At 51.3% G+C, this 15,762-nt stretch carries 20 protein-coding genes; 6 read left to right on the top strand and 14 right to left on the bottom strand.

Features of this window, described 5'->3' with window-relative positions; genetic code table 11:
- Nucleotides 1–4: 4 nt before the first annotated feature.
- The 8 genes from mraZ to NR121_RS10645 all read right to left on the bottom strand — a co-directional run bounded on the left by mraZ (nt 5) and on the right by NR121_RS10645 (nt 7,556).
- Complete coding sequence (mraZ, locus tag NR121_RS10680) at nt 5–442, bottom strand: division/cell wall cluster transcriptional repressor MraZ (RefSeq protein WP_054818069.1); 438 nt, start codon at nt 440–442, stop codon at nt 5–7.
- A 122-nt stretch (nt 443–564) separates the two neighbouring features.
- A complete protein-coding gene (locus tag NR121_RS10675; protein WP_054818068.1) occupies nt 565–1,593 on the bottom strand; it encodes a DUF4349 domain-containing protein in 1,029 nt (342 codons plus the stop codon).
- A 229-nt stretch (nt 1,594–1,822) separates the two neighbouring features.
- Nucleotides 1,823–3,088, bottom strand: coding sequence for an adenosylhomocysteinase (locus tag NR121_RS10670; RefSeq protein WP_062407638.1), 1,266 nt, complete (start codon nt 3,086–3,088; stop codon nt 1,823–1,825).
- Between the two features lie 40 nt (nt 3,089–3,128).
- Nucleotides 3,129–4,766 carry a bacillithiol biosynthesis cysteine-adding enzyme BshC gene (bshC, locus tag NR121_RS10665; RefSeq protein WP_054818099.1) on the bottom strand — a complete coding sequence of 546 codons (1,638 nt, stop codon included), beginning with the start codon at nt 4,764–4,766 and terminating at the stop codon, nt 3,129–3,131.
- A gap of 277 nt (nt 4,767–5,043) precedes the next feature.
- Nucleotides 5,044–5,331 (bottom strand): late competence development ComFB family protein, encoded by a 288-nt coding sequence (locus tag NR121_RS10660; RefSeq protein ID WP_054818066.1) that lies wholly within the window; start codon nt 5,329–5,331, stop codon nt 5,044–5,046.
- Nucleotides 5,332–5,344: 13 nt separating this feature from the next.
- Entirely contained in the window at nt 5,345–5,743 is a 399-nt protein-coding gene (locus NR121_RS10655; RefSeq protein WP_256831184.1) for a DUF3397 domain-containing protein, read from the bottom strand.
- A gap of 26 nt (nt 5,744–5,769) precedes the next feature.
- Complete coding sequence (locus tag NR121_RS10650; RefSeq protein ID WP_256831183.1) at nt 5,770–6,756, bottom strand: ketopantoate reductase family protein; 987 nt, start codon at nt 6,754–6,756, stop codon at nt 5,770–5,772.
- Nucleotides 6,757–6,905: 149 nt separating this feature from the next.
- Entirely contained in the window at nt 6,906–7,556 is a 651-nt protein-coding gene (locus NR121_RS10645) for an RsfA family transcriptional regulator (protein WP_062407632.1), read from the bottom strand.
- 309 nt (nt 7,557–7,865) lie between these two features.
- Here NR121_RS10645 and NR121_RS10640 point away from each other — a divergent pair, with 309 nt between their 5' ends.
- Nucleotides 7,866–8,096 (top strand): DUF2626 domain-containing protein, encoded by a 231-nt coding sequence (locus NR121_RS10640; protein WP_062407630.1) that lies wholly within the window; start codon nt 7,866–7,868, stop codon nt 8,094–8,096.
- A 47-nt stretch (nt 8,097–8,143) separates the two neighbouring features.
- On the opposite strand, the gene NR121_RS10635 is transcribed toward NR121_RS10640, so the two are convergent.
- Nucleotides 8,144–9,265 carry a class I SAM-dependent methyltransferase gene (locus NR121_RS10635; RefSeq protein WP_254611374.1) on the bottom strand — a complete coding sequence of 374 codons (1,122 nt, stop codon included), beginning with the start codon at nt 9,263–9,265 and terminating at the stop codon, nt 8,144–8,146.
- Nucleotides 9,266–9,362: 97 nt separating this feature from the next.
- Between NR121_RS10635 and NR121_RS10630 the strand changes: the two genes are divergently transcribed.
- From NR121_RS10630 to NR121_RS10615, 4 genes are all read left to right on the top strand, one after another.
- Nucleotides 9,363–9,590: a hypothetical protein gene (locus NR121_RS10630; protein ID WP_174350719.1), complete on the top strand. Its 228-nt coding sequence runs from the start codon at nt 9,363–9,365 to the stop codon at nt 9,588–9,590.
- Nucleotides 9,591–9,657: 67 nt separating this feature from the next.
- Entirely contained in the window at nt 9,658–10,017 is a 360-nt protein-coding gene (locus NR121_RS10625) for a hypothetical protein (protein ID WP_256831182.1), read from the top strand.
- A gap of 107 nt (nt 10,018–10,124) precedes the next feature.
- On the top strand, nt 10,125–11,240 hold the full coding sequence (locus tag NR121_RS10620) for a hypothetical protein (RefSeq protein WP_256831181.1): 1,116 nt from the start codon (nt 10,125–10,127) through the stop codon (nt 11,238–11,240).
- Nucleotides 11,241–11,318: 78 nt separating this feature from the next.
- Nucleotides 11,319–11,840, top strand: coding sequence for a hypothetical protein (locus tag NR121_RS10615; RefSeq protein WP_082660682.1), 522 nt, complete (start codon nt 11,319–11,321; stop codon nt 11,838–11,840).
- 222 nt (nt 11,841–12,062) lie between these two features.
- Here the strand turns inward: NR121_RS10615 and NR121_RS10610 are convergent, their stop codons facing one another.
- Nucleotides 12,063–13,397, bottom strand: coding sequence for a PhoH family protein (locus tag NR121_RS10610; protein ID WP_054819409.1), 1,335 nt, complete (start codon nt 13,395–13,397; stop codon nt 12,063–12,065).
- Between the two features lie 109 nt (nt 13,398–13,506).
- Here NR121_RS10610 and NR121_RS10605 point away from each other — a divergent pair, with 109 nt between their 5' ends.
- A complete protein-coding gene (locus tag NR121_RS10605; protein ID WP_062407620.1) occupies nt 13,507–14,028 on the top strand; it encodes a YhcN/YlaJ family sporulation lipoprotein in 522 nt (173 codons plus the stop codon).
- A gap of 36 nt (nt 14,029–14,064) precedes the next feature.
- Here the strand turns inward: NR121_RS10605 and NR121_RS10600 are convergent, their stop codons facing one another.
- From NR121_RS10600 to NR121_RS10585, 4 genes are all read right to left on the bottom strand, one after another.
- Complete coding sequence (locus tag NR121_RS10600) at nt 14,065–14,517, bottom strand: pyridoxamine 5'-phosphate oxidase family protein (RefSeq protein WP_174350722.1); 453 nt, start codon at nt 14,515–14,517, stop codon at nt 14,065–14,067.
- Nucleotides 14,518–14,653: 136 nt separating this feature from the next.
- Complete coding sequence (locus NR121_RS10595) at nt 14,654–14,926, bottom strand: hypothetical protein (protein WP_074726964.1); 273 nt, start codon at nt 14,924–14,926, stop codon at nt 14,654–14,656.
- Between the two features lie 7 nt (nt 14,927–14,933).
- On the bottom strand, nt 14,934–15,389 hold the full coding sequence (locus NR121_RS10590; RefSeq protein WP_062407615.1) for a hypothetical protein: 456 nt from the start codon (nt 15,387–15,389) through the stop codon (nt 14,934–14,936).
- Nucleotides 15,390–15,428: 39 nt separating this feature from the next.
- Nucleotides 15,429–15,701: a YlaH-like family protein gene (locus NR121_RS10585; protein WP_054819407.1), complete on the bottom strand. Its 273-nt coding sequence runs from the start codon at nt 15,699–15,701 to the stop codon at nt 15,429–15,431.
- Between the last annotated feature and the right edge of the window lie 61 nt (nt 15,702–15,762).

Below are 15,762 nucleotides of genomic sequence, written 5' to 3'. Positions count from 1 at the left end.
CGAATTACAAATCAAAGTTAAAGTCGACCAATTTTTCAGCAATCTCATTAAAGGATTCCTCGGACTCCTGGAAATAGTTTTCCCAAATCGGCTTGCTCCAAATCTCCACCCGATTGGAAACGCCGATCACAACGCAATCCTTGTCCAGCTTGGCATGTTCAATCAAATTGTTCGGCAGATTTACTCTGCCCTGCTTGTCCAGCTCACACTCGGTGGCGCCGGAAAAAAAGAATCGGGTAAAGGCACGGGCATCGGACTTCATGAGCGAAAGCGATTTGAGCTTTTGCTCCAGCACCGCCCATTCCTGCATAGGGTATACAAACAAGCATTGGTCCAGGCCGCGAGTGACGATAAACGATGTTCCGAGGGCTTCACGAAATTTCGCCGGCACGATCATGCGGCCTTTCTCATCGATGGTATGTTGAAACTCCCCCATGAACACCACTCGCCACCCCCTTTTCCACCACTTTACCCCACTTCTCACCACTTTCAGTATAATATTTCGCCATGTTAACAAAAAATCCTGCTCCGTCATCAGACGATCGCAGGATTTTTTTAAACCCATTATTCGTTTTTCGGTTCCTGAAGCTGATTATGTTCGGAAAGTCTGGCACGAATCTCCTCCAGCCTGGCCTTTCGCCGCCGCCTCATAAGATAAACGGGAACAATAGCCAAAGCAAGAAGAAGCAGAACAGGCAGTGCCCCTGCTACGATAACAATCACCCATTGGAACAGGAAACCAAGCATCGTTGCCGTTCCGTTCAGCGCAGCTGCCGCACGCTCCATCAGAGGGCCGCGCTCCTGTGCCTTGATCGCTTCCGCAGAACCGATCTTTTGCGTAATCCGAAGTTCGATGGTCGAATAGGCCACGTTTTGCTCCAGGTATCTCATTCTTCCCTGGATGCGCTCGATCTCCTCCTGCACCTTGCCCAGCTCGTTGGAAAAAGCGACCAATTCATCTGTTTTCTCCGCCTTTTCCATAAAAGCGACCAAACGTCCTTCCATCACCTGCTTCGCCTTTAACCGGGCCGTCAAATCGACGTACTCTTCGGTGACATCCTGGCCCTGCATGTTTTTTTGCATGCTTGGGTTGATTTTCTCCAGAAGATCGAGCAACGATTGAAATCCGTTTGCAGGTACTTTAATGGTAAAAATCCCGTACTTTTCCGACGAAGACGTATTTTCGTTGAATTGCAGAATATACGCGCCCGACTGTTTGACTGCCTCCTGCACCCGGGACTCCGCTTCTTCATAATTCTCCACCTGCATAACCAAATTGGCGGTGTAAATAATCTTGCGGCTAAACGGCTCCGCCGCCAGTGCCGTTTCCGCCGCAGGGCCGCCGGCTTCCTGACCTTCCGAAGCCCTCCCGGCCGTATTGGCCTGACTGTCCGCAACCGCGCCCGGGCTTGCTTTCGCATCAGCGGCCTGGTTGTGGCCGGAAGCCGCCGACGATGACGATGCCGCTGGATCATTCGAAGCGCTGCAGCCTGCCAGTAAAGCTGCCAAAACTACGCTTAACGCCATCCCTCGCCATAAACGGTTCCAGCTTGTTCGAGCCATCCTTCCCAACCATTCCTTTTCGCTTCGCATGAAAGATCCCCCTTGTTTTTTTATCTTCGTACGCTTCGCTGAAAAACCGATGGTGTTAATGATATGACGCAGGGGATGGCGAGGTTGTTGCAGAAGAATGGAAATATTTATCCTGATTAGCAGATGTTTGGAGGGGGCGGATGTTTGGGTAAGGGTTCGTTTGGCGGCAATGCAAAAAAATCCCCCTGCGCTGAGGCAGGGGGAAGTACGGTTTTGAAAAGCTGGAATATTAATGCTCCGCCCAGCTATCCAAATAGCTTTTTTGCTCCTCGGTCAGCGAATCGATCCCGATGCCCAAGGATGCAAGCTTGAAGCGTGCCACTTGCTCATCCAGTTCATAAGGCACATTCACCACTTTATTGCCGATCTGCTTGTAGTTATCGTTTACGTATTTCAGAGACATGGCCTGCAGCGCAAAGGTCATATCCATGATTTCTGCCGGGTGACCGTCGCCAGCCGCCAGGTTGACCAACCGGCCTTCCGCCAGCACATAAAATTTGCGCCCGTCCTTCATCGTATACTCCTCGATGTTGCGGCGAACCGTCCGCTTGGAGACGGAAAGCTCCTCCAGCTCCACTTTATTTACTTCAACGTCAAAGTGTCCGGCATTGGACAAAATCGCTCCGTCCTTCATTACCTTGTAGTGCTCTCCGCGGATCACGTCCCGGTTGCCCGTTACGGTGACGAAATAGTCGCCCACTTTGGCGGCTTCCAGCATCGGCATGACGGCAAAGCCGTCCATATAGGCTTCCACCGCTTTAATGGCATCAACTTCTGTAACGATGACGTTGGCGCCAAGTCCTTTTGCCCGCATCGCCACACCTTTACCGCACCAGCCGTAGCCCACAACGACAACCGTTTTACCCGCAACCACCAGATTCGTCGTCCGGTTGATGCCATCCCATACCGATTGCCCGGTACCGTATCGGTTATCGAACAAATATTTGCAGAACGCATCGTTGACAGCCACCATCGGGAACTGCAGCTGTCCTTCTTTTTCAAGAGACTTCAAACGAAGAATGCCTGTCGTTGTTTCTTCCGCGCCGCCGCGTATGTTCTTCAGCAGGTCTTTGCGTTCGGAGTGCAGAATCGTAACCAGGTCGCCTCCGTCGTCGATGATGAGGTCCGGTTCGGTTTCCAGCGTTTTGATCAGCAGCTCCTTATATTCCTTCGGATCCGGGTTGTATTTGGCAAATACCGTGATGCCGTCCTCGACCAGTGCGGCGCACACATCATCCTGCGTCGAAAGCGGATTGCTGCCGCAAATCGTTACATCCGCTCCTCCGGCCTGCACTACTTTGGCGAGATAGGCGGTTTTAGCCTCCAGATGAAGCGAGATGGCCACTTTCAACCCTTTAAACGGCTGCTCTTTCTCAAACTGCTCCCGAATGCGGTTTAATACTGGCATATGGGCATTCACCCAATCAATTTTCAAATGCCCCTCAGGCGCTAGCGCGATATCGCGAATCACGCTTTTTTCAATCGTACTTTTCATGAGCAGCTCCTCCTTGATATATCGTCGAATGGATGATTCTCTACATATAACATATATAATGCTTTCCGTCTATGGTTACCGGCAGCTCCAGCAGCTCCTTCAGCCAGCCGTCACCGTATTTATTCAAATAAGCGGATATGTTATACACTCTTTCCTGCGGTTTGCCGCCAGGCGCAATCGTAAGACCGATCCGCTGGAAATGCCGCAGTCCCGACTCATTCTGGGAACGCAACCCGTCTTCGGCCTTATGCTGTAAAAATTCGATCTGTTCGATAATTTTGCCCAAATTGGTCTCTCCTAATTTCCCGAGACCCGGATTAATACCGGAAATCGCCGCGATCAAGGGCTCATAACCCGAACGGAACTGTTCTTTCACTTCTCCGAACCGGGCTTTGAGCTGCAGCCGGTCTTGGGCACGCAGCCATTCCTGCTGTTTCTCTTCAAGACGCAGCACCACATCTTCGAACGTGAGACCATATTTTTGCATGTTTTTGTGGACCGTGCCTTCCACAATGGTGAATCCGAGGCGCGGAACCAATAGCGGCATCCTCATCCCCAGCAGATGAAACGCCTTGCGCGTCAAGCCCCAATAGGCAATCTCCGCAGGGCCGAGTACGGTGGCCAGTACAGGAAACAAAAATTCCTGCATCAGCGGCCGGGTCATGACATTATTGCTCAGCCGCTCCGGCGCGGTGTCCGCCCAATCCAGCAGCCGTTCCCGCGAGAACCTCCGCACGCCCTTGCGGTCGGTGAAGCCCCCACTGTCATCGGCATACAACAAAATCCGTTCGCCTTCTTCATCGTATACAAATAAATTGGCTGCATTCGTATGGAGCTCCGCTTGAGGCTGATAGCCGCATGCTATCAGTTGATCACGGTTTTGGAGGAAGGCTTCGTTCAACTCGCCGTTTTGCTCAATGAGCGTCCGAAACATGGATCCTTCCACCTTGCGCAGGGCGGGATCGTCGGAGTCCAGAAGCACGAGCCCTTGCGAGCCGAACAGCCGAGCCATCAGCCTGGCGAATAAATCCACCAGCGTGGCCGAGTCTTCCACCGCAGCCCGAAACGATTGGACTAATTCATCCTTAAACTCGGTTGTCATTAACGACTGCTCCAGCTGCCGCAGCGCATCCTCCCACTGCTGGCGTCCAAGCTTCGTTCGGCTGACCGACGTTCTCAAGCCGGTAGGATGCTCCACCTTAATTTTATCCACTTGAAGATTCGGCGTCAGATAGTTCACATGATTGACTTCATCAAAATCATGATCCTCACCGGCAATCCAAAACACCGGCACCACCGGCCGGTTCAGTTTCCCGGAAGCTTCTTTCGCCAACCGAAGCAAGGTGACCGCCTTATAAATCACGAGCAGCGGTCCCGTAAACAGCGAAGCCTGCTGGCCTCCTACCACGCACAGCGTCCGTTCGTCTCTCAGCCGCTCGATCGCATCCATCGCTTCGCCGGCGTTGCCGGCCCGCTCATTGAACCGGCGCAGCGCATCCGCCAGCCGCTGACGATCCGCTCCGGTCACGCGCTCCTGATCAAGCCAGGATGCTCGGGCCCGCCAGCTTTCCCATTCCCAAGGATTATAGTCATAAAGCTCGCCCGTCTTCTCAAAACGGCTCACGTAATCGTCCGTCAAAGGCTGGCCGGATTCCCATTGTATTGCTTCCAAGCGCACGTTTCCCGCCACCTTTCCCATACTTGATCCTGCTTATACTTATGTAAAGAAAGCCGCTTTCGCTTTGTAATCGCAAGTAGCATCTATATTGTACACATGTTGAGAAAAATCGTCAAAATGTACGTCCCCGCTAACAGCAAGAACCGTTCGCCAACTGCCCGCGAACGGTTATCTTCTTTATATAATACAACCACGCTGCAAAATCGACGAGCTTGCCGAGGTCCGTTATGCCGATCCGGCCGGAAATCGGCTTGGCTATCGCCAACCAGGCCATGTTCTATTCGCTGTCGGCCCGCAATGCAAACTTCCTTTCCGAATTCAGCACCACATGTATGGCATTCGACAGCTCCCGGTATACATCGGTCTCCACCTGCATCCGCAGCTGGGTTTTGGCGAATACCTCTCCCTTGACCGTCGAAACATATTTGGCCGGAAGTTTATTCAGTGCAATCGCGATGATGTCGCTTTGTTCAATTTCCGTTAGATCGGCCAAATACTCCTGGGAATTCATCAATTCTTTCAGGCAGCTTTTCACAACGTCTTCCATTAAGTTATGTACGTTCATTAGGCTTCTCTCCTCAAGAGCTAATCATATACTTGCCGATGCCGAAAAATAACAGCAAAACATAGCAGGCTCCAAGCAGCAAAAAACCGAGTCGTCCAAGCGTCCGGACAATTTTGACAAGGTCGATGCGCCCCTTAATCCGGTTCTGCAAATTTCCGAGCAATCCGGCCGCAATTAAAAAAAACAGTATGATCGTCCACAACAGCATTCCCGATCCGAACAGATTGCGGCTCATATAGGCTACGGAGCCGATTAGGAACAAGGTGGTGATGTCCATGCTGACATAGGTCGCTTTACGTTTATTCCGGCCGCAACCGTAATAAATGATCAGCCATGTGATCAAAAAAGCCACGAAGGGGACAAAAGCAATCACCTTGTAAAGCTGATGGAGCCACTCTAATATTTCGTTCAACCCTCATCACCGACCCTCAAATAAGTTCAACGTCTAATCGGCGGCAGGCGTCCTTCCAGCGCTTTCACAAGCCGGTATACGGCAAGGTGCGTCGGCATGGAAAGGCCGATCGCCTCGGCTTTCTTAAGCAGCCCCCCGTTAATCGCGTCCAGCTCGGTAGGACGGCCTGCAAGCACATCCTGCAGCATGGAAGACCGATTGGCCGAAGTTCTTCGGCATACCTCGAGCAGTTGTTCCCATAGATCCGGTTCCAGCTCGATATGAAGCGCCGCTGCCAAAGCGGTTCCTTCATCGAATAAAGCACGCATCAGCTGCTGCGCTTGGGGCAGCCCCGGCAGTTCTCCATTGGTCACTTGCAATATGGCTGTCAGCGGGTTGATGATGGAATTCACGAGAAGTTTGTGCCAAATTCGGCTAGTGATGTTTTTCGACAGAAAAGCCTCGAATCCTGCAACCTCCAGCAGCTTTACCCATTTTTTTTGCGCATCCTCGGCACCTTCATTGTAATGAGGAGAAGCGCTCCCGATCCAGGTGCGTCCTCGGCCGGTATGCTCCGCTTCCGTTTCCGAATGCTTCAAAGCGGCTTCGGTCGTTACGGCAAGCAGGATCCGGTTTGCAGGAATGAATTTTTCAAGCGTTTCCACGTGGCCGATTCCGTTCTGCAGACAAATCACCCAGGAATGAGGGCCCATTCTTTGTTGTACCGTATGAGCCAAGTCCATTGTTATCGCCGTTTGCTTCACTGCGAGCACAATCCAATGCGTACAGCCCTCCCAAGCTGCATTGCTGCAATCCTCTTCGTTCATTAAACTGATCTTGGGAAAGATCTTTACCATTTTTTTCGATCCATCCGGCCAAGCACCGGCTTCGGTTAAAGAAACCCCTTCAGACATCAAGAGATGCTTTTGCTCCGCTCGTCGAACTACAAGTTCCATATTGGGAACGGCGCTTGCAAGCTTAACAGCAAAGAGCATACCCAGCGCCCCTGCCCCAATGACCGTGATCCGGTTCACATCTTTCACATCCTTTTATTGTAAACGGCTATCTGGACTCTATCATAACAAAAAAAACGGAAGCCGTAACAAAAAACCCCCCAAACGCTGAAAACGTCCAGGGGGATGCTTATGTAGGAATTGTCGGATATGCGGTCTCTTCGCCGGACTTATTCAATCCGTTCGAGATTTCCGTTCTCATCCATTTTAAAACGCGCCTTGATCTCCTCTTCTTCCTCCGTGAGAAAAGCCAGCTTCCTCGCTCGGTCCATGATTTGAATCAAAGCTTTATAATCGTCATTGACCACACGATAATCGGTGGAAACATCGCTGACCTTCCTGCTTAGCTCGTCATTGATCGTACGAAGCCGCTCCAGCTCATCCTGCTTCTCATTCACTTCTTTTTCCAGCTGCCGCACATGGCGGACCATTTCTTGATAGCTTCCTTTCCACTGCCGCAAAAACCGGATCACCGCGTCGATGGACAACTCTTCTACGATGCCGTCGCTGCGGACGGAGCCTCCTTCCACTAAAGGACCTGCGATAGCGCCGCCCGCCACGGTAGCAAATGAGCCCGTATGCTTTCTTTGCTGGTTGCGTTTTTGCCGCTGTGCCTTGGCGATTTGGATCGCCGCTTCGTATTTTTTTCTGACAAAGCTATTCCAACGGAAGCCGCAGGCTGCCGCGGTTCTACCGATCTTCTCACCAACTTCTTCGAAAGCGGAGAGCTGAGTGCTGCCCTCCCGGATATGCCTTAACGTCACCTCCGCCAATATTAAATCGTCTTCCTCGCTCCATGCATCTTGTCTGATTGCAGTCATCAAAGCCGTCCTCCTAACCACTATAGGTTCATCCACATCTATGATAGGCAGTGCATGAAATATTACGTTACTTTATCTCTATGCCCATGGTAGAGTTCATAGAATACTTTTCTAGTAATTTGTATTGCCATTTTTACAGGAGGTCATACATCATTTTATTCAAAAATGGGGATGATATTTATCAAGCGGGCATAAATTGACTTAATTTCGTCACCGTTTGGACGTTTACACGTCAATCCGGTTTCGCTATAATGTTGAGTAGTAACGTAAAAAATGCAACGTATGTGATGGAAGAGAGGGGGCTGCAGAATGGATCGCATGTTTCGTGTTCTCGGTTTTTGGACGCTTGTCATCGGACTAGCCGCGCTGGCCGGGGAGATGATTCCGTTCGCTATGATCTTTTTCGCCCAAACGGCGATTTTCGTACTGTTAGGATACATGAAATTGTCCGAACGTGCCTACATATTGATTTTTTGGGGGTACATGATTCTTTCGTTTACCGGATTTACGTACTGGTCATTCTTCAAAATGTCCGTATAATCCTGAAACGAAACCGCTATCGCATAACGCTAAAGGTGAACCGTTTTTTACTGCGGTTCACCTTTTTTTTGGATCAGCACCTTAAACAGCTCGCTCATTTGATCGCTGATCAGCAGCTGTCGTATGGCTCGGTTTCGCTTGGCTGCCGGAGAGAACGGATCGGCGGCATCGTGCGGCTGCAGCCTGTTCAATAATCCGTTTTCCACCAAAAATTGCTTTTGGGTCATCAACTGGAATTGATTTAGGCCGCACTCCCGCCCTGCATCGATCAGCGTACTGAAATTAACATGAGAGGTCATATCCTGCTCGCCCGGATACAACAAAGGCAGATCATAAGCCTGATGCTTCCGGTAGCACAGGAACGTTCCATTCATGCGATGCGGGGCATAAAGCTCTTCCCGGACATCTCCGTAATCGATCGTAATCAGCTCGGCCCGTTCTCCCAAGCCCGCGGCTACGTTTTTGAGCCACTGTACGGACGCAAGTCCCGCCTCCAACCTTTGTCCCTCCCGCATAGGCATCTGTTCTTTGGAGATAAAATCCAGCAGCCCTTGGTCCGTCACGGGCATCTCCCGTTCTACCAGCGTCTGTTCCCGATCGTCCCACGCTACGAAGGTTTCCATCCAACCGTCTTTCCGATACGTAATGCGATGCACCGGCAGGGCATCCGGGAGCTCATTGGAAAACACAACGCAATCCTTCCAAGGACCTTCCTCCACCCACTCGTCTTCCATCAGCCAGCGCACCTTCTCTATATGCGGCGCCAGCGTCTCAGCCTGAAGCCTCCGGTGATAGGCACTCGCTTCTATGCTGATATACTGAAGCCTGTTGTACAGATCCGGAGAAGACAGCTGAAGGGCGTTGAGCAGATGCAGCGCCAGCATGCCCCTGCCTCCGCCCCACTCGGTCAGGCAGATCGGTCCCGATTGACCGGACGCTCTTCGGCTCACATATTGCGCCAATACCTCCCCCAGCAGCGTACCTACAGAAGCAGCGGTATAGAAATCACCGTCTCTTCCGATTTTTGTCCTCTCTTTCATATAGTAGCCGTAATCCGGATGATATAGACACAAGTCCATGTATTCAAAAAACGAGATGGCCCGCTCCTTGCGTTTCTCCATACGTTCGCGGATGATCGCCAGAAGCTCGCGGCCTCCTGATGGTTCCATATGCATATGCCCTCCAAGTATCACGCGATTTTAATTACAGACAAAGCATCTCCTGTCCGATATGATGAATGAAGACGACAATGGAAGGAGCGCAACCTTGCTGATTACTCGAAAAATGTTACCTTTACTGCTTCTATGCTGTATCCTTGTCCTTGCCGCCGGATGCACGGATCATGAACAGCTGAAGCAAGATCTGCTGCAGGCCGCAGCCAAGCAAAAACAGGTACAGAGCTACCGATTCTCCGGCCAGGCCAACCTTCAGCTCGACCCCTCCCTCTTTCAGGGAGCGCAGCCAATGACAGCCGCAATGCTTAGCTTTGTTTAAGGAAAGCACAATTCAATATGAAGGGATGGTCTCGCTCCCGGAACCGATCCTTCTTAAAGATAACAAAATGTACCTGCACTTGCCAGCGATCAGTCCAACGGATGAATATATTATGCTCCCGCTTGAGAATGCTCAGAGCCTATGGAATGCCGATCGCGGGCTTGCTTCCGGCATCTTTGCAGAGCAATGGAGTCCGGCCGCGCCCTCTTCCGTAAGCACCGTGATCGATGAACAGGGCTTTATCCGTGAGCAATCCGGCAAGCTGAGCTTTACGGATAAAAAGAGAGGCAAAGCGGTGAGCGTGATCGAATGGACACAACAGATAGACGATGTGAACCAGACGCCGAATTTTACCAAAGAAGAGCCGAAACAGGTGAAGAACCTCCAGGATATCCTTCGGTTTCTCCCCGCGGCGCCCAAATCATAATATCTTTCCGCTGCTTTTCGCCGATTTCCGGCAGAAAGCCATTTTTTTGTCATCATTTTCCCATTCGTATGATAATCTTTAGGTGAGAGGATGGGAGGGAAACTCGGGTGACATCGCCATTAAGACAATTAAGACAAGCCATGACTGGTTTTATTCTGGTTGGCTGGTGCGTTCTTGGCTTGGGATTCCCAATCGCGAAGGCCGAAACGATTCAGGAAAACAAAGAATTGCTGCAAAAAGGTCTGACGATCTACGAGATCGACCAGGAGCTCCTGCGCATAACGGAGCAAGAGGCAAAGCTGCAGGAGGAGCTCAAGACCGCCGAAGAACAGCTTAAGCTGGCCGAAGCGTCGTCGGCCGAGGCGAGGGCCCACGCGGCCAAGGTCATTCGCGCTTATTACATGGGAGACCGGGATTCGCTTTGGGCTTTGCTGTTTACGATCCGCAGCTTCTCCGAAGCGCTGGCCTCGTTGGACTACCTGCAAATGATTCTAAAAAACGATCAGCAAGCGCTCAGGCGTCACACCGAGACCTGGCGGCAGTTAACGGAAGTGAAAGACAGACTGACCAAGGCGCAAACCGGACTGCAGCAAACCAAATCGAATTATCAGGAGCAGCGGACTCGTCTTGCGGCTTTGCAGCAGGAAGTGGACGATACCCTGGCAGAAAATAAAGAAACGGCTGTTCAGCTTCAGCAGCAGATGCTGGAACTAAACCGCTTATGGCATGACAAGGGTGTGCCGATGCTCAGAACCTACTTTCAGGCGCTGGGGGATGCGTTGGAGCAGCTGCCTGAACTGGTGACCTCCGGATCAGGCTCGGGCAATAATTTGATCATGAATGGATTTAACTATACTTTTCAGATGACCGACCGGGAGCTGAACGACTATTTAAAGCAAAAACACGAGCTGTTCACGGATATGACGTTCCGGTTCGCGCCTGACAAGATGACGGCTGCCGGAAGCCGGGACGGCATCTCCGTGCAGATGTCCGGCAGCTACGAGCTGGCTTCCAGGGACGATCGCCGAAATGGAGCGTTTTTGCGTTTTCGGATTACAGAGCTGCAGTTCAACGGCTATATGCTGCCCTCCACGACGATCGATGCCTTGGAGAAAGACTTCGATTTGGGACTTTATCCGCAAAACATCGCATCGTTTCTCCAAGTGACAGGGGTGAAAATCGAGGAAGGAAAGCTTAGCATCATGCTGAAGCTGGCCTTGTAACGCAAAGGTTGCACCGGCCGGCTTTTTTTGTTCATAATGGTGAAATAAGAAACAAACGGAAAGAGAGGAACTGCAGGTATGACAGGATTACAAATGAAATTCGGTTTGGCTATGGACCTGCCTGAGGACAAGCGGGCGGGTTACTACGCACAAATTGTAAAAGCGCTGGCCGGTAAAGCAAGCCTATTCGACCGGGATAAGGAGCTTCTGATCTTCTCCACCCCGCAAGAGCGCGAGCAGGCCAAACCGATTATGAACCAGTATTCCGTACCCTGCGAGGAGTTCGATTTGCTGCTGCTGCCTTCAACGGTGCGAATGAGCCCTTCTTTTGAGGATTACGGTTTTATCACTCGGCTGGAGAACGCTTATCTCTACGCCGATATGGCCGTCGTATGTAAGCTGAATAAGCCGGAAGAGCCGTCCAGCCGCGCTTATGAGCCGGAACAAGCGGCTGCGCAGCTTGAAGAACACCTGCTGGCGTATTGGAGCTCGGATGATGACGGCGCCGCGGTTTACACCCTGGAGAAGCAGCACGCCGAACTGGCCGAAGGCATTGCCCGTGCCTACGGCTGCAGCGTCGAATGGATCTGCGGTCCGTAAGAAAAGCTTCTGAGCGAAGCCCCTTTGCTGAAGGAAACCGGTCATAACCTGATAGGCAGCTTTGTTTTGGGAAAAGGAAGGTTTAGGCTCCGCATGAATCTCGTATCATAACAACATCGGCCGCAGGACGATAAGAATATCGCTGTGGCCGATGGGTATGGGAACTGCCTTTGCGCTGCCTATAGGGTTGAACCGGATGCGAAGCTTTCCCCCCGCTTTTCTTTACAGCAAATCCGCTGCAAGCTGCGCCAGATGGGAGCGTTCGCCCCGCTCCAGCATAATATGCCCGCTGATGCTCTGATCTTTAAAACGTTCCACGACATACGTAAGTCCGTTGCTGGAGGCATCGAGATAAGGATGATCGATTTGTTCGGGGTCCCCGAGAAGAACGATTTTGCTGCCTTCCCCAACGCGGGAGACGATGGTTTTGACCTCATGCTTGGATAAATTCTGCGCCTCATCGATAATGATGAATTGGCCCGGTATCGACCGCCCGCGGATGTAAGTCAAGGCTTCAACTTGAATACTTCCGAGCCCGGCCAATATTTTATCGATATCTCCCGGCTTTTTCGTATCGAACAAATATTCCAGATTATCGTAAATCGGCTGCATCCAGGGGCGCAGCTTCTCCTCCTTCTCACCCGGCAAAAAACCGATGTCCTTGCCCATAGGAACGACGGGACGGGCGATCAGAAGCTTCTTGTACTTCCTTTCGTCTTCCACCTTCATCAAGCCCGCTGCAAGCGTCAAAAGCGTCTTTCCCGTGCCGGCCTTGCCTGTCAAAGTAACCAAAGGAACCTCATCATTGAGCAGCAGTTCCAGAGCCATCCGCTGCTGGGCGTTTCTTGCCGCAATGCCCCAGATCGGGTCGTTGCTCAAAAAGAGCGGCTCGAGCTTCTTGCCATCCGCATTCACCTTCAGCAGAGCCGATTTGCTGGTCCCCATTTCATCTTTTAGAATGACGAACTCGTGAGGATGCAGCCGGTAAGTCAAGTTTAAAGAGCTGACGCTCAGCTGGCGGTACGTATAAAATTCATCGATAACGGATGGATGCACACGAACGGTAAGATATCCGGTATAAATATCATCAGCCACATTCACAATCCGGTCCGACAAATAATCCTGCGCCGTAATGCCCAGGACGTCGGCTTTAATCCGGACCAGCACGTCTTTGCTGACCAGAATAACCGGCTTCGGTTCGGGCTTCTCATTTTCCTCCAAATGATAATTCAGCGCAACGGCCAGAATTCGGTTATCGCTGGTCGCATCCGCAAATACTTCCTGCAGCCTCGCAAAGCTTCTGTGATTGAGTTCCACCTTCAAGCTTCCGCCGCTCTCAAGGTCAATGCCTTCAAATAGTCTTCCGCTGCTCCGCAAGCCGTCCAGCATCCGGGAGATCTGGCGTGCATTTCGCCCCAGTTCGTCTGCGTTTCGCTTTTTGGAATCGATCTCCTCCAGCACTACCGCCGGAATAATCACCTCATTATCCTCAAAAGCATATACGGCATTTGGATCATGCAGCAAAACGTTGGTATCCAGCACATAAATTTTTTTCACCTTGAGTCCCTCCCAGGTTTGGTGTTCGGTAAAAGCTAAATACATAGGAACTAGCCAGTCAGGACAAACTAAACCTAAGCAGATCATGAACAGAAAGGAACGAAAACAAGTGAGGAAATTTGTTGCGCTTATTATGCTGTTGTCCGCTGTGCTAACAGGTTGTACCCAATCACCAAAAAATGGAGCAGCCCCTCCTCAAAACGTTGATCCAAACCATCAGGTGCAGGTTAATCAAACGGCTCCTCAAAAGAAAGAGATTACAGATCCCGCGGGCGTTGCCCAAAGGCTGGAGCAAATCGCCGGCAGTGTACCGAATGTGGAGAGCGCCAATTGCGTCGTATTCGGCAATACGGCCGTCGTGGGAATCAACGTACCGCAAGGTATGGATCGAGCCAAAGTCGGTACGGTCAAGCTGTCTGTCGCAGAAGCGTTAAAGCATGATCCTTATGGGGTGGACGCGCTTGTGACGGCCGATATGGATCTGGCCGAACGTTTGCGCCGCGTAAGGGATCATGTCATGAACGGCAGACCGATCAACGGATTTGCGGAAGAAATGGCGGCCATTATCGGAAGAATCGTTCCCCAAGTGCCGCGGGATGTGGTTCCGCCACAAACGAACCCGAACCGTTGATCTGTGTAGAAAAAAAGCCTAGAACGCATAACGATTCTAGGCTTTTTTCATGGCGTCGAACACCTGCGTGTCCAGCTTCTCGGCGGCACGCTTATCGTACGTCTTTTCATATTCAGGCGCAACGGAAATGCGAGCTCCGTAGAACATGGCATCCCGTATCGCAGAAATGTCGATGTCATAACAGGCCAGCTTAAACGGAACCCCGTCTAATGCTTCAGCAACAAGACGTGCAGTACCATAAACGGCATGTACCGAGCCGGCACCGATGAAGGTCAGATTCACTAGCGGTTGTTTCTTCAGGTTGGTTCCGATACGCGAACGCTGGTCCACGGCAAAACGAATGGTCTTCTCATCCTTGGCATAAAGCCAGGAAATAGCATTCATGGCCGGCGCACCGGTTTCATGATCAATCGTGCTTAACAAAGCAAACGATTCCTTCTGCAATGCGTCGAAGAGCTGTTCCGAAAGAGCTGTGATCGTTTCGGCCATGGATTCCCCTCCTACAGTTATTCCTGCTGCTGAGTTCATTATATCATACGTGAATACTGACAGCTACAAACAGTTGTCATGGCCACTCCTTTCCATTGTTAATATTTTATTTTATCTACCTGTTTAACGGATTATGTCATTCATTGTATTTCGGGTTTGAACGAATATCCTCCAGCAGCTGCTCTGCGGACTCACGGTCAAATTGCTGTGTACGTTGTTCCTCCGCTGTTTCATATTGAACCCGGTATACGTGATCGTCCGCGGTATACCCGAATTGAGTCAGGTGATGGTCTTCCCGCAAGATCACTTCAAAAAACGCTTTCGTCTCCGCGGCTGCACGATCTTCCGGACGAGCTTCAGCGACGATACTGATTTGCAGCCAATTGAACAGCGCATCCTGTAATTTCAAAACGCTTTCAGTCCTCTCTCAGCAAAATGACGAAGCGGCCCTGCTCCAGCCATTGCCGCATTGTCTCCAACCACGGCTCCGCTTCCTTGCCGGCGTCCGTTTGCGACAGCAAGGATAAAGCCTCCTGCGGTGTCATCAAACGATTGAAATACGCTTCGGCACAATGGGACAAAGGATAATCTTCCCCCTGTTCCGGCTCCTGTCCCTTCTGTTCACCGGCTGCAAGACGGATCGGTTGTCCTTGTCCCAAATCAAACGGAAGCGCGTCTGTTCCGCATGCTTCAAGAGCTTCATCGGCGAGCAGCAGCTCCGCCTTAAAGCTTAACAGCAGCCTGGGATGAACCGGGCGAAGCGCTTCGACAAAACGGATACGGGCTTGTTCCGGCTCCAGCAGCAGCCTTTCTTCACCCAGCACAGCGTAACTCCCATCCCACTGGACCGGCATCAGCCAAAATTTAGCCATAGGATCCACTCCCATCCGAACACCTTGTGCAAGGCGGCTCTATTCCTTTTTCTGGCTCCGCTCCTGAATGAAATAACGGATCTTCACCATGAACATCAAGGCTACGGCAACAGATAGGCTCGGTACGATCGGCAGACCCGCCAACTGAAAGAACAGCAGCATGCCGGAGCCTAATGCGAGCATCAAATAGATGATCGCGTCTTTTAAGATCGGCAGCTTCCGTACCCGAAACACTTTATTGTAAACATAAGTGATAAGAACGAAAATCAGAACCCAAGTGATATAAGGATGAGCACGAAACCAATCCGTCATAAAATACACCTCTCTTCGGGAGCGATTATTCTATCATGATGGAAAAGAAAGCTCTGATCCC

This window comes from Paenibacillus sp. Pae15 (genome assembly GCF_024519685.1).
In the GTDB taxonomy this organism is placed as follows: domain Bacteria; phylum Bacillota; class Bacilli; order Paenibacillales; family NBRC-103111; genus Paenibacillus_G; species Paenibacillus_G naphthalenovorans.
This window is presented reverse-complemented; position numbering and strand designations above follow the sequence as displayed.